Raw genomic sequence first — 13,982 nt, 5'->3', positions numbered from 1 at the left:
AGAGGTTTTCCATTTTGCATATGTAATTATGCAACAAAAGGTTTATTCATTTTCATTAAGCCGTAGATAAAATAGAATAGTCCGAATGTAATGAACGATAAAATAATATAAAGTACAGCTCTTCCAGGCTCACCAGACCAACGATAAAAGAGGCGATATGTGAAGTACATAACATAAAAACAAAGACCTAAGGAAGCGAGTATACCTATAAATGGAATGATGAATGAAACAAGTAATAATCCAGCATAAATTAAAACATTCTTTTTCGCTTCGGCACGAACTGTTACGTCATCATCACCCTTTGCTGTTAATAAGAAAAGGCTATAAACATTAATAATAGGAATCCAAGCAACATAGGCAAGATCACCAAAGCCATTTGCTTTAGATGCCTGATAATAAATAAGTGAACTAATAACATAGCCTGCAATACCCATCACAAGAAAAATCAACATAATGATAAGGAAAAAACCAGCGAAGAATGCATCGGTATCATTAAAATAATAAGAATCGTACATTTGAAAACCTCCTTTCTAAAAAAATACTTCATTATAATAACAGTACTAAAGTTTTAAATCTATAGTGGTAAATACGGGGGATTTTAGATAATCGTACATATATACTATTTTTATGGAATATTTGTATTATTTTAATGATGTTTTTTTGATATAAGATTGATCGAATTGTAAAAATGAATTTGGTACTATTGGGAATCTAGTGGTGAAGAATCATTTTATACAAATTTTTCTTTTTGGGTATTACTTCTACTCAATTACATATTATTGATCTTATAATTTAAGTGGTGAATAAATTGAAATTAATGGAATTATTAGAGACTTTCCATTTTTTCTTTCTTCGATGGATTTAAATAGTGAACAAAAGAAATTGTAATAGCTTTATAATTAATTACAAACGGAAGAGATGAATTAGTTTATAAATTATTTGAAGTATTTATTTTGTACATCCTATGATATCTAACATTACGAAATACGTTTGCGATGGTTTTATTTAATCTTAATTTTGCTAAATCTGACTGGGACGTTTAATTATTGTTTATTGATATACAAATAGAAAAATTGAAGGGTAGTAAGGAACAGCATAAATTTGTTTTTTCCAAAAGTAATATTAGCATGCACATAATAAAGCCTTTTTTGAATTTTTATAGTTACGTAGAAATAACCCTTTTAACCTTTTGTCTAAAAAAAAGTAAAAATAATTACCTTTTGTAAAAATATAAGACAATCTATTTTTAGTAAAATAAATGAATAGAGTAACACAATCTTTAATTTCTGAATATTCAATTTATTCGACGAGGAGGATTTATATGAAAGCTAACATTGCTTTTTTAAATGGTGAAGTAATTACTGTAGATGGACAAGATTCTATCCGAGAGGCTCTAGCGATTTCTGATAACAAAATATTAGCAGTTGGTTCGAATGAGGAGATTAAAAATTATATTGGTGACTCTACACAAGTAATTGATTTAGAAGGAAAGTCAATTCTACCTGGAATTATTGATGCGCACTTACATCTGGTTATGTATGGTACTTTTCAACTCAGTATTAGCTGTAAAGAGCCCGGATTGGACTCCGTAGATGCAATTTTGACTACTTTAAAAGACAAAGCTGCTATTACACCAAAGGGTCAGTGGATTCGCGCTTGGGGGTTCAATGAACGAACTGTTCAGGAAGAACGGTATCCTACTCTTGAAGAATTGGACAACATTTCAATAGACCACCCGATTGCCATTACCCGTACTTGCGGTCACATCGGAATTGTAAATTCAGTTGCTTTACGTCTATCAGGTATTAACGAAACAACACCTGATCCTCAAGGAGGTTTAATTGAAAGAGATGTAAAAGGTCAATTAACTGGACGATTAATCGAAAATGCTTTTATGCAGTTTAATGAGATAGCAACTTTCTCAAATGAAGAAGTTTATCAAGCCATTCAAATCGCGCAGCAACAATTCTTGAAAGTTGGCATTACAAGCGTTCATGAAGCTGGAACGTTTTCAAAAGAAAATTACCGAATGTTACAATTAGCCTCTCAAAAAGGAGACTTGAAAATTCGTGTCTATGCGATGATTGCTAGTATAAGTGACTGTAAGCAGTTCACATTAAATATGATGGATTCTGGGGTAATAACTGGAACTGGAAATGAATTTTTTAAAGTGGGTCCTGCTAAATTGTTTACAGATGGTAGTAGTACTGGTCCGACTATTGCAACTCGTGAAGGTTATACAAGCAACCCTGACGATCATGGAATCTTATATTACACCGAGGATGAAATTTATGAAGTACTTGGTAAAGCACATGAATTAGGCTATCAAATTACTGTTCATGCACAAGGTGATCAAGCTATTGAAATGTATTTGAATGTTGTAGAACGCGCCTTACAAGAAAATCCTCGTGAAAATCATCGACATCGCATTGAACACGCTGGAATTTCAAGCCCTGATTTACAACAACGAATGAAAGAGTTAAAGATGATTCCAATACCTAATCCACCATTTCCGTATGAATTTGGTGAAAGTTATTTAACGAACTACGGTGAACGTACGGACTTTATGTACCCTGCACGAGACTTTATTGATCAAGGAATTATTGCTGCTGCGGGGTCAGACTCACCAGTTACAACCTATAATCCGTTTATTGGAATTCACGAAGCGGTCAATCGACTCACTGCCAATGGAACTTCATTTGGTGAAAAGCAAAAAATAGATGTTCTTGAAGCCATTCGTCTTTATACCTATAACGGTGCATATGCAAGTTTTGATGAGGATATAAAGGGTAGTTTAGAACCTGGTAAATTAGCAGATATGATTGTACTTGATCGAAGTATTTTGAAAACCCTTCCACAAGATTTAAAAGATATTCAAGTCGAATTAACAATACTAGATGGGGATATTCTTTTCGAACGTTCTAAAACGAAAATATAGTGATGAGGCTAGGGGGCTCTTATGACAATAAAAATTTCAAGCTGTCAATTTGAATTGCAAAAAGTTGATAATTTCTCTACCTTTAAGGACCGAATTTTACATGCATTCAATGATGTGCCACTAACAAGTGATTATGTGCTCTTACCAGAGTTATTTACGATGTCTTTACTAACAACTTATAACAATTACAATCAATTCACAGAAAAAGATAATGAGAAACTAGGTTTCTTTTTAGATGACTACCTTGAATTTTTTAATAATCTTTCACAGAAAAGAAAACAGATAATTATTGCGGGTTCTACAATTGAACCCGCCAATAAAGGAAATTACAATACGACTTATATCTTTGATGGAAATGGCAATGTATTTAAACATCGGAAGACACATATTTTCCCTGCTGAATCTGCTTGGAACACTATAGAGGGAGACGAATTAGAAGTTTTCAAAATTGGACCAGTAACATTCGGTATCGCCATATGCTATGAAATAGAGATTCCAGAAATTGCACATATTTATAGTCAAAGAGGTGCCGATATTATCTTTTGTCCTTCCTACACGTTCTCGGAATATGGTTTCTGGAGAGTTCGCCATTGTGCTCATGCACGAAGTGTTGAAAACCAACTCTATGTCGTTCATTGTCCTACGATTGGCGAAATCCAAGGGCCCATTCTAAACGGATTTGGTACCACCGCTATTATAGGACCTGCTGACTTACCTTGGACTGAAAATGGCGTAATTGCAGAAACTACTAGTAAATCAAGTTCAGTTGTTACAGCTGAACTATCTCTTGAAGACCTTTACGAAAATCGTAAAAATGGGGCTGCAACAACTTATAAAGATCGTATCCGTAGAAAAGACATTTATACATTATGAATCCGTGTTTTGAATTTCAATTTCCCAGGCTTATTCTCGTTAATCTGAGGGTTACACTACTTCTTTGTAAGATAAAAAAGAATTTCAAAGGAGGCTTATATGAAAAACATTAAACTATTATTGCTGATACCGTTTATTGGAATGTGCTTATGTTTGCCCTTTGCAAATAAAATAGAACCTTATATTTTTGGTTTACCGTTTCTCCTGTTCTGGATTATCTTATGGATGATTTTATCATCATTAGTGTTAACGATTGTGTATAAATTGGATCCTGAAAACCAAGGGGGCGATGAATAATGAATATAGCTTTACTGATTATCTTTGCATTTGCATTAATTGCTCTTTTCCTTGGTATCCGAGCAACACACGGAAAAAAAATGAATGTCAATGAATTTGCTGTTGGTAATAAGGGCTTTGGTACATTATTCATTTTCTTACTAATTGCAGGAGAAGTTTATACTACTTTCACATTCCTCGGTGGTAGTGGTTGGGCTTATTCGAATGGAGCCGCTGCTTTTTATGTACCTGCATATATTTGTTTAGCGTATGTTTTATCTTATTGGATTGCGCCAAAGATATGGAACTATTCAAAAGATCACCATATTATTTCTCAACCAGAATATTTTGCATCCAACTATAAAAGTCCGATATTAGGATTAGTTGTATCGTTTTTGGGTGCTATCGCATTGATTCCATATATAGTTATACAATTAAAAGGGTTAGGTATTATTGTTTCGGAGGCTTCCTATGGAGGGATTAGCCCAATTATGGCTAGTACTATTGGTGCCATAATTATTACAATTTATGTTACCATTTCAGGTATCCATGGCTCTGCTTGGACAGCTGTATTAAAGGATATTATGATACTGGGAGTCATTGTATTTTTAGGAATTTATATTCCATACCATTATTTTGGAGGCGTACAACCTCTCTTTGAAGCTGTAGAAAAAATAAAACCAGAAAGCTTAACTCTCGCTAGTTCTGGATTAAGTATTTCTTGGTTTGTCTCAACCATTATATTAAATGCGTTCGGATTCTATTTATTACCAAACTCCTTTTCTGTATTATTATCATCTAAAAGTGCAAAAGCATTGAAGAAAAATGCCATTACCTTACCTTTATATACTCTATTACTCTTATTTGCATTTTTCATTGGTTTTGCAGCCATTGTAGAGATTCCAGGATTGCAAGGAGCTGAAGGAGATTTATCATTACTCCGATTAACGATTCAAACATTTGATCCTTGGATAGTAGGCGTTGTCGGTGCTGCTGGGTTATTAACTGCTTTAGTACCCGCATCTGTTATGTTAATGTCTGCTTCAATTGGATTAATGACTGGATTTTACAAGCTTGTGAAACCAAAGGCAACAGATCGCCAACAGTTATTTGCTTCAAAAATATTTGTGTTCGTTATAATATTAGTTGCATTCGTCTTCACGATTACTGGAGGGGATGCACTAGCAATCTTAAACATTATGTCATATAGTTTAATAACACAACTTGTTCCAGCACTCCTATTTAGCTTCCATAAAAATCGCATTCTTAACAAATTCGGTGCAATGATAGGAATTTTAACCGGTGTAGGGATCGTACTGTATGCTGCTGTAACATCACATAAACTAATTGACTTTTTCCCGAACATTCCACACGTAATTAATGACATCAGCACAGGAATGATCGCTGTTATTATTAACTTTGTAGTAGCTATTGTAGTAAGCTTTGCAACTAATCATTTAGTTGCGAAAGAGAAGGACGCAATTGATACTCTAGTAGCATGAAAATGACTTGATAATATAATTTATTATATAAAATTAGACGTTTATTCTAATGTGAATAAACGTCTTTTTTCTAAAAAATTTTGTCTAAGAGGGTATTTCATTAGCTTTCTATATGTGTTTCAAAAACCTCTTTAACCTTTAGAAGGTGTAAAGAGGTTTTTGTACTTGCATATGTATTATGCAACGAAAGGTTTATTCATTTTCATTAAGCCGTAAATATAATAGAATAGTCCGAATGTAATGAACGATAAAATGATATAAAGTACAGCTTTCCCAGTTTCACCAGTCCAACGATAGAAGAGGCGATATGTGAAATACAAAGTAAAGCCAATAAGACCTAATGAAGCAATAATACCTAGAAACGGAATAAATGAAATAAGTATTAATCCAACGTAAATAAGAACATTCTTTTTCGCTGCTCCACGAACAGTTGCATTATCCTCACCCTTTGCCGTTAATAAGAAAAAGCTATAAACGTTTATAATTGGAATCCAAGCAATATAGGCTAAATCGCTAAAACCATTTATTTTAGATGCCTTATAATAAATAAGTGAATAAATAACATAGCTTACGATACTCAACACGAGGCAAATTAATAGCATAGTAATGAGAAATATACCACCGAAGGCCGCATCGAAATCATCGTAATAATAAGAATCGTACATAAGAAAACCTCCTTTCCAAGAAATTCTTCATAATGATAACAGTGCTAAAGTCATAAATCTACAGTTAATAATATCCGTAAATTATTGTTAATGATATATAAATGCTATTTTGTTAGATGTGAATATTTTAATAATGGTGAAATTTTGATAAAAGATTGATTGGATCAAAAAAATGGGACTGTTAAACTTATTTCTTTAGCAATGGATTCAACTAAACATTGCTTGAACAAGACAGTTTAGTAAATCTATAAAAAATCACAGTTATGAATAATTAAGATAAAGCGAGAGCATTTAAGGCGTTTTATCCAAACACAAAAGCAAACTGCAAGACAGCTTTTCTCTCAAGTTGATATTCAAACAATTTACAATAAGCATGTGCCTCAAATGCAAGTATCTAATGAAATCAAAAAGCAACATATTCAAACAATTCAGCAGAAATACGGGAAATAATCGTATGTTAAAAGGGGACGGTTGACATGCCAGTTTACAATAAATTAGTACGTGATTTAATTCCACAAATAATTGAAGCAGGTGGGAATACAAGTAGCATAAGAGTATTAAAACAAGGAGAACACATAGAGGAAATAAAAACGAAAATGCAAGAAGAAGCATTAGAATTTCTTGAGGCAGCCTCTCCAAAAGAGGCCATTGAGGAACTTGCGGATATTTTAGAATTAGTACATACAGCTAGACAAATGTACGGTGTGACTTACGAACAATTAGAACAAATACGTACTGAGAAGCAGATGCTACGTGGAGGATTTTCGAAAGGTATATATTTAATTGAGGTAGAAGCGGAAGCTGAGCTTATATGAACTGGCGTAGGTACTGGAAGTCGTCCTTTGAGTAAGCACAAAGCCGACCCAGATTCAATTATGTCGGGCATAATTGATAACTGAATGTAGTTCCTAGGCTTTATTTACAGTCGAAGAGAGTACATGTTATATTGCATGTAACACGATTTGTAAAATATTGGGAGTGGGGCGCGTGGAAATTGAAAAAAGAAATTAGTACATTGATGTTGTTGAGTATTTTCGCACTATCTGGATGTAGTTTAGATAATTCAAAAACAGTTACGCAAGAAACAGTAAAGGCTTCTAGTGAACAGGTAACACAGTCGGAACAAAAGAATGGTACAAATTTGATTGAGGCTTCCGATGATGAAAAAGTTAAACTTTACGCACTTAATGAGGCAAAGAATGAAATAAAAGGCGTGATTTTGGATATTGATGGTAAGCAAAAAAACTTTGACTGGGAAATCCCTAATACAGGAACTAAACCCCAGTTATTCTATACTGATCTAACAAATGATAGTAAGGAAGAAGCTGTAATTATAATCCAAACCGGACGAGGCACAGGATTAGATAACTATGATATTCATGTTATTAATGTTGAAGATTTATCGGAGATTAAAGTACAAAGTTATGAAGATATTGTTGCAAATGAAATTAAATCAAATGTTGTTAAAAATGATGATGGTACATTAACGATTACAGCTAAAGCTCAAGGAAAAGAGTCTAAATTTGATTATGATTTTGATCCAGCACCAGATTTTAATCAAGATGAACTTGCTTTCGGCGGTGTAGTTGTTTATGCATTGGAGAATCAAAGAATAAAATTAAACATCCCTGGATCTGTCGGAGTATCCCCGGTATATGTGGTTGATTTCAATATCACATATAAATTCGATAGTGCCAAGAATGAATTCATTGTTGATCAAATTGAAACTATACCTATTGAAAAATAAAAAGAAAAGCTGACCATAATTAAAGTGTACCTTTTGTAAAGGAAATTTTAAAAAAGCTCTGGGCAACTTGAAGAAGATGATGTCTGTATTGTGCAGGCATCATGTTTTTTACGTTCCATGATCGTGGTATTGCTGTACTCATACTAATAATTCTGCGGTCATAAATTAACACTTTTTTATTTTTTGTATTTCATTAAGGAAAAACATAGAACAATGCTGACTAATATCTAAATGTTCACTATTCAGATTTCACGATCTAATTTCTAAACAATCTCAGTAAGTGTTATTTAATGCGTTGTCACGTTTGATAATCCTATAATTTCAAGATATAGTTCTTATTACAGATAAAATAAGGAGGAATGGATATGGCAGAAATTAAATACGAAATTATTGAAACGATTGCGGTATTATCGGAGGGCAATAAAGGCTGGAAAAAAGAATTGAATTTAATTAGTTGGAATGATCGTGAACCGAAATACGATATTAGAGATTGGTCGGAGGATCATACAAAGATGGGGAAGGGTGTTACGTTATCAATGCCTGAACTACATATTTTGAAAGAGTCGTTAGCTAAATTGTCAGACTAAGTTTTATGTACAGAGGGACTCTTTAGTATTGTATTAAGCTAAAATGTCACAGACTATACTTTAAGCGGTCGATTCATGCTCATGCAGAGATAGATGTAGAATATTCCCTTTCACTTTACCAACAATACAGGTGTAAAAAATAGGTACAAATTTTTAATCTTTGAGGATTTTCTAATAGAATATATTTCGCGAAATTGTTAGACTAATAATAGCAACAATTCATAATGCAGGTGGCGGCTGAACTCCCTTTTGAAAGGGGGTGAGGCGGATGACAGTATTTGAAGCATTCAGTTTGATTGTACAGTGTAGCCTTTTGCTAATTGCAGTACTTACACTGATGCTTAGCATTATTGTCTCTCAAAATAAAAAGAAATAGCCACCCTGCCGGCTAAGTAAGGTGACTTTTTCTACAACTTAAACTTGGTCAGCCGCTATGTTGCGGCGTGATTGTTGCTTTGACTGGATGTTGACGCATCCAGTCTTTTTTATTGTATATTTAGTGTATCATATTTATTCTATAAAGAACATTTTATCTTGTGAAAGCAAAGCGACAGCTAATTATACAAAATTGTAATTGATACAGTCTTTATTTCTCTATTAAATGAATTTTGCGATGTCATTTAGCGCTAAACGAGATGAGCCGTAAGCTGATGCTGCTGCTTTTCCGATAGCGATTAAGACGATTGGTACTAGATTATCTGTTAATTCAAAGCGCTCCGCAAAAGCCTCTTTATTGAAGCCACCCATTGTAACCGTATCATAGCCCATATCTTTTGCTAAAAGCATGATTTGCATAGAAATTAAGCCAGCGTCAAATGTAGCTATATTTTTTAGAATTTCTTTAGGAAGGTTTGGATAAAGTTTTAATGAATTTTCAATCATCATATTTTTTGTTGCTTCATCCATATAGCCAAGCTCGAAGTTTTTTGTATAAACTTCCTCTACATTATTGTACATTTCAGTATCGCCTAAAACCGCAATGATGGCAGAGGCAGTCTCTACTTGCTCCTGGTTATTAGCAATTAAACGTAGATCTTTTTTTACTGCATCATCTTGAATAACTAAAAAGCGCCAAGGTTGTAAATTACTTGATGATGGAGCGGTTGTTGCCTCTATAAGTAATTCCTCTAAATCCGATTGAGGGATTTTATAATTTGCTTCATATTTACGAACAGATTTACGATCATGCATTACTTTATTTAAATAACTTTTTGTTGTAGTCATGTGAAAAAATCTCCTTTATGATTGATGAGATTTTACTATACGATATACTTTTCAGAATTCCAAGTAAATTGCTCGAATTAGAGAGTTTTTATTAACTTCTTTCAGCGGGTAAACATCCGCTGAAATAAAGGAACTCAGTCTAAGAACGCCACGTCCTGTGGCAACGACTGAGTAACCAACATCGTGTTGGCCCAAAGCCTCCGGCGGATGTCACGGAATCGGAAAGGAGTTCTTTATGCGGGCACAAAGCCGATTCCGGACGCAATTATGCCGAGGCATAATTGATAATTATTACTTAAATTTAAATGCTTCAAAGGCAACGCTTATATCTTTATTGCAGGATTTCAATTGCTTGGCAAAATGTTTTAGCATTTTTTCAGGGCCACACATAAAAATACTTGTTTGCGCTGACACTGAAAAATTTTCAAATGATAACCTGTCCTTTTGGGTGGTGTCAATAAAGTTCACTTTGAATTGTCGATTAGTATCTGCATATTCCTGTAAAAATTCTTTATAGATAGCATTGTCTTGACCATGATAAGTGTAAAATAATTCGATATCACGATCGACTGGCTGTGATTGCAAATAAGATAAAAATGGGGTAATGCCTATGCCACCAGCTATCCAAACTTGTTGTTGCGTCCCATTTTCAAAGTTTAAATGGCCATAAGGACCATCAAGTGTGACTGGTGTATTCAGTTGAACTGAATCATATACTTTCTTTGTGAAATCACCAAGCGCCTTAATAGTGACAAATATTTTATTCCCATCGCCACCTGAAATAGAAAAGGGATGCGGCGCCTTTTCTAGGCCATCTTGCAAAATCTTTATAAAAATATATTGTCCATGTCGATATGGTAATTTTTTATCAAGTGTTAGCTCCAGTTCAATAACATTGGAGCCCAATTTTTTAATACCTGTAATGTTCCCTTGATATTTAAAAAACATATCCTGATACATCGTCAACATATATAATGCAGACATAAATCCAATAGTCGCAGTTATTGCGGTAAAAATTCCTAAAGGTGTAGGCTGTAATAAATCATATCTGCTGGAAAAATAGGCATGATATATTCCAAATGTATATGGGATAAGCAATAATCGATGAAAGATCCGCCAATGCTCATATTTTAGAAATTTAGCAAAAAGCGCAATTAAAATTAGCGCTATGAAACCATATTGGCCAAGTGATCCTAGTTCTTTCGCAAATTCGCTAAATGAAGTTTTTTCTACTTTATCCCAGTGAGGGACCTGACCTTGTAATTGTCCATGTATAATCACCAATACTAGTGAGAATATGGCTAAATATTTATGATAAATATAAACATTTTCTAGCCCGTGAAACCAACGTTCAAAAATTTTCATTCTTGTAGCTAACAAAAAGACAAGAAAGAAGCCTGTAATGGCCATTCCTCCAATGATGTGACTAAGCCTGTTAACTGCATGGATAGGCTCTACAGGTGTAGCAAAATACCACAGTAAAGCACTAATACACATTATTAGTATGATAAACAAAATTCCTTTGATAGATTTCATATATTACCTCCAATATTCATTTTTATCTCTAATCCTCTTACATATACAATGAGAACCTGAAATGTTTCTGATATTTTTTATTTAAGAGTGAATTTCTTCTACAATAAAAAAGGGATTGTGTGTTCGGAATATATGTTCCCTTTTGAGGTGGAGTGTGTTAAATTAAGAAAGGTAAAAATATAGAGATATAAGGAGTGGAAGTAAATAATGCAAGGGAATACACATATTGTTGGAGGCATCACTGCAAGCCTTGCTTTTGCACAAATTTCCAATGATAATCCGCTTGTTTTAGTAGGAGCAGGCGTTATCGGTGCATTACTTCCAGATATTTGCCATGGAGGAAGCAAAATCGGGAGGAAGTTCCCCATCATTTCAAAAATTGTCAATACTATGTTTGGACATCGTTCCTTTACACATAGTTTGCTTTTTTTATTTTTAATTGGGATGTTACTACATACATTTATACCTTACGAATCCATTTCACTAGGTATTTTATTAGGAATGGCAAGTCATATTTTCCTTGATATGTGTACAAAGAAGGGTGTTAAGCTGTTCTTCCCAGTATCTATTTCAGTTCGTCTACCACTTACTACAAAAACGGGTAGTAAAGCTGAAAAAGTAGTGTTTATGTTGTTAACGATGCTTTCAGTCTTTTTTAGTTATGAAATTATTTTTAAGCTATTTGAAACTGTATAAGTAAAAGGAACCCAATACGAGTGTGAGATGCTCCTTCTTAGGTAGACAGATTAAAAATCTGTTTATCTAAGGGGAGTATTTTTTATTCAGCAGTGAACGTAAAGGGGTATTTCATTGTAAATGATTTTTTGGAGCTCAAAATAACTTCGTCCGATATGTAGTTTTACTTCGATAGAGTCCCTACTTACTGCCGCATTTTGCTGTATTTTCATGGAGAGTTTTTTCATTACTGAAAATATTAATCTAGTTATTGACCTTTGTGTTACACAAACCTTTATAGTCAATATCAACAGAAAAATGAATATTCAGAAGATTGAAATTACGAAAGTGGATGGGGGAGTTATTATAGAACGACAAACATTAATGCGCACACTGACTTTGTCTCAAGTTGTATTTTTAGGGATTGCATGGAATAACCCAATGGTATTCTTCAATACTTATGGAATTGCAACCGTCACTTCCCAAGGTGTCATCATGGGGGCGTATATCATTGCATTTCTCGCAATCATGTTTACCGCATTTAGTTATGGAAAGATGGCAAAAGCATTTCCAATCGCCGGCTCGGCTTATACATTTACACAAAAATCAATTAATCCACAACTTGGGTTTCTGATTGGTTGGACAATCATGTTGGATTATATGTTGACGCCAATGGTCACTTGTTTAATGTCTACTGTTTTTTTAAATGCAGTTTTTCCAGGAGTCCCTCACGCCCTGTGGATTATCCTATTAACTGCAACCATTGTAATACCTAGCATCTTGGGTGTTAAGTTCACCGCATCTACGGGTAAGATTTTTGTTATTGCTCAAGTCGTTTTTGTTTGCATTTTCTGGATTTTAACCATCAAAAGTTTATTGGCAGGTGAAGGGGCAGGTACACTTTTCTCAATCCAACCTTTGTTCAATGCAAACATCGATTTGCCTGTAATTTTGGCAGGAGCGTCCATTCTTTGTTTCAGTTTTCTTGGCTTCGACTCCCTTACTACGTTGTCTGAAGAAACAATTAATCCTGAAAAAACAATACCAAGAGCGATTATCGTCATGTTGCTGATAATGGGTGTCCTCTATATAGGATCAGCCTATTTGGCACAATTGGTTCACCCGGGCTTTTCTTTTGAAAGCCCTGATTCTGCAGCTATGGAAGTTGTATATATGGTCGGCGGGAATTTGTTCAAATCTTTATTTGTGACAGCAGTAATTTTAGGGAATTTCTCTTCTGGTGTTGCTGCGACTACAAGCGCATCCCGTGTACTGTATGCAATGGGGCGAGATTCTGTGCTGCCTAAAAAAGTGTTTGGGCATATCCATTCACGTTATAAAACACCGTCAACAGGAATTATTGTAATCGGTTTCATTTCATTGCTCGGTATTGTGCTGACACTCGACCAAGTCATTAAGTTTATTAATTTTGGGGCGCTAATTGCGTTTGCTTCAGTTAATTTGTCTGTCATCGCACATTATTTTATTCGGAATCGTAAGCGCTCTACTTTCACCGATTACATGAGATATCTGTTTATGCCTCTACTTGGAGCAGGATTTACGCTATGGCTTTGGACTCACTTAGAGTTTGATGCATTGATTCTTGGAGGCATCTGGATGGCAATTGGCTTGGGGTATCTAATTTATATGACAAAGTTTTTCAGACAGGGACTGCCAGAATTCAGTTTCGATAAGGAGATTATTCCTGATCAAGTTCTTGTGGAAGACATGTAATGAAAATGTAAAGGACTTCAGTGAGATATTCTCATGCCATATGAAAGCAGAATCGGCAAATGAAAGGGGGTGAGGTGATTCGAAAAGGCCGAATTTAGAAAAAGAGTACATCTTTTTTGGAAAAAAGAAAGATAGTAAGCTTTGAAAATGATATGACGAAACGATTATTTTGGGGAATGTAGTTCTTTGACAGTTAATCGGAATAGAGACGTCATGCAATGCCTC

General features: G+C 34.3%; 14 protein-coding genes. 10 read left to right on the top strand and 4 right to left on the bottom strand.

Annotated features, from left to right (window positions below):
• Nucleotides 1–26: 26 nt before the first annotated feature.
• A complete protein-coding gene (locus ACZ11_RS12485; protein WP_049666513.1) occupies nucleotides 27–515 on the bottom strand; it encodes a hypothetical protein in 489 nt (162 codons plus the stop codon).
• Nucleotides 516–1,321: 806 nt separating this feature from the next.
• On the opposite strand from ACZ11_RS12485, the gene ACZ11_RS12480 reads away from it, so the two are divergent.
• The 4 genes from ACZ11_RS12480 (at nucleotide 1,322) to ACZ11_RS12465 (ending at nucleotide 5,589) form a co-directional block, all read left to right on the top strand.
• Nucleotides 1,322–2,938: an amidohydrolase gene (locus ACZ11_RS12480; RefSeq protein WP_049666512.1), complete on the top strand. Its 1,617-nt coding sequence runs from the start codon at nucleotides 1,322–1,324 to the stop codon at nucleotides 2,936–2,938.
• A 21-nt stretch (nucleotides 2,939–2,959) separates the two neighbouring features.
• Entirely contained in the window at nucleotides 2,960–3,811 is an 852-nt protein-coding gene (locus ACZ11_RS12475; protein ID WP_049666510.1) for a nitrilase-related carbon-nitrogen hydrolase, read from the top strand.
• 99 nt (nucleotides 3,812–3,910) lie between these two features.
• The gene (locus tag ACZ11_RS12470) at nucleotides 3,911–4,108 is read left to right on the top strand and encodes a DUF3311 domain-containing protein (RefSeq protein WP_049666508.1); all 198 of its coding nucleotides are present in this window, start codon (nucleotides 3,911–3,913) and stop codon (nucleotides 4,106–4,108) included.
• On the top strand, nucleotides 4,108–5,589 hold the full coding sequence (locus ACZ11_RS12465; RefSeq protein WP_049666507.1) for a sodium:solute symporter family protein: 1,482 nt from the start codon (nucleotides 4,108–4,110) through the stop codon (nucleotides 5,587–5,589). The genes ACZ11_RS12470 and ACZ11_RS12465 overlap by 1 nt, the downstream gene beginning before the upstream one ends.
• A 176-nt stretch (nucleotides 5,590–5,765) precedes the next feature.
• On the opposite strand, the gene ACZ11_RS12460 is transcribed toward ACZ11_RS12465, so the two are convergent.
• Nucleotides 5,766–6,254, bottom strand: coding sequence for a hypothetical protein (locus tag ACZ11_RS12460; RefSeq protein ID WP_049666505.1), 489 nt, complete (start codon nucleotides 6,252–6,254; stop codon nucleotides 5,766–5,768).
• A gap of 476 nt (nucleotides 6,255–6,730) precedes the next feature.
• On the opposite strand from ACZ11_RS12460, the gene ACZ11_RS12455 reads away from it, so the two are divergent.
• From ACZ11_RS12455 to ACZ11_RS27010, 4 genes are all read left to right on the top strand, one after another.
• On the top strand, nucleotides 6,731–7,069 hold the full coding sequence (locus tag ACZ11_RS12455; protein WP_049666504.1) for a nucleoside triphosphate pyrophosphohydrolase: 339 nt from the start codon (nucleotides 6,731–6,733) through the stop codon (nucleotides 7,067–7,069).
• 179 nt (nucleotides 7,070–7,248) lie between these two features.
• Nucleotides 7,249–8,001, top strand: a complete 753-nt coding sequence (locus tag ACZ11_RS12450) for a hypothetical protein (RefSeq protein ID WP_049667180.1) — start codon at nucleotides 7,249–7,251, stop codon at nucleotides 7,999–8,001.
• 365 nt (nucleotides 8,002–8,366) lie between these two features.
• Complete coding sequence (locus ACZ11_RS12445; RefSeq protein WP_049666502.1) at nucleotides 8,367–8,588, top strand: YdbC family protein; 222 nt, start codon at nucleotides 8,367–8,369, stop codon at nucleotides 8,586–8,588.
• A gap of 268 nt (nucleotides 8,589–8,856) precedes the next feature.
• Nucleotides 8,857–8,964: a putative holin-like toxin gene (locus ACZ11_RS27010; protein WP_220443510.1), complete on the top strand. Its 108-nt coding sequence runs from the start codon at nucleotides 8,857–8,859 to the stop codon at nucleotides 8,962–8,964.
• Nucleotides 8,965–9,185: 221 nt separating this feature from the next.
• On the opposite strand, the gene ACZ11_RS12440 is transcribed toward ACZ11_RS27010, so the two are convergent.
• Nucleotides 9,186–9,812, bottom strand: coding sequence for a nitroreductase family protein (locus ACZ11_RS12440; protein WP_049666500.1), 627 nt, complete (start codon nucleotides 9,810–9,812; stop codon nucleotides 9,186–9,188).
• A gap of 291 nt (nucleotides 9,813–10,103) precedes the next feature.
• Nucleotides 10,104–11,348 (bottom strand): ferredoxin reductase family protein, encoded by a 1,245-nt coding sequence (locus tag ACZ11_RS12435; RefSeq protein ID WP_049666498.1) that lies wholly within the window; start codon nucleotides 11,346–11,348, stop codon nucleotides 10,104–10,106.
• A 207-nt stretch (nucleotides 11,349–11,555) separates the two neighbouring features.
• On the opposite strand from ACZ11_RS12435, the gene ACZ11_RS12430 reads away from it, so the two are divergent.
• On the top strand, nucleotides 11,556–12,044 hold the full coding sequence (locus ACZ11_RS12430) for a metal-dependent hydrolase (RefSeq protein WP_049666497.1): 489 nt from the start codon (nucleotides 11,556–11,558) through the stop codon (nucleotides 12,042–12,044).
• 210 nt (nucleotides 12,045–12,254) lie between these two features.
• Nucleotides 12,255–13,757, top strand: a complete 1,503-nt coding sequence (locus tag ACZ11_RS12425) for an APC family permease (protein WP_049666495.1) — start codon at nucleotides 12,255–12,257, stop codon at nucleotides 13,755–13,757.
• Nucleotides 13,758–13,982: the final 225 nt, after the last annotated feature.

It is taken from the genome of Lysinibacillus xylanilyticus (genome assembly GCF_001183605.1).
Lineage (GTDB): Bacteria > Bacillota > Bacilli > Bacillales_A > Planococcaceae > Lysinibacillus > Lysinibacillus xylanilyticus.
Note: the sequence above shows the minus strand (reverse complement) of the source record. Positions and strands in the feature narration are given on the sequence as shown.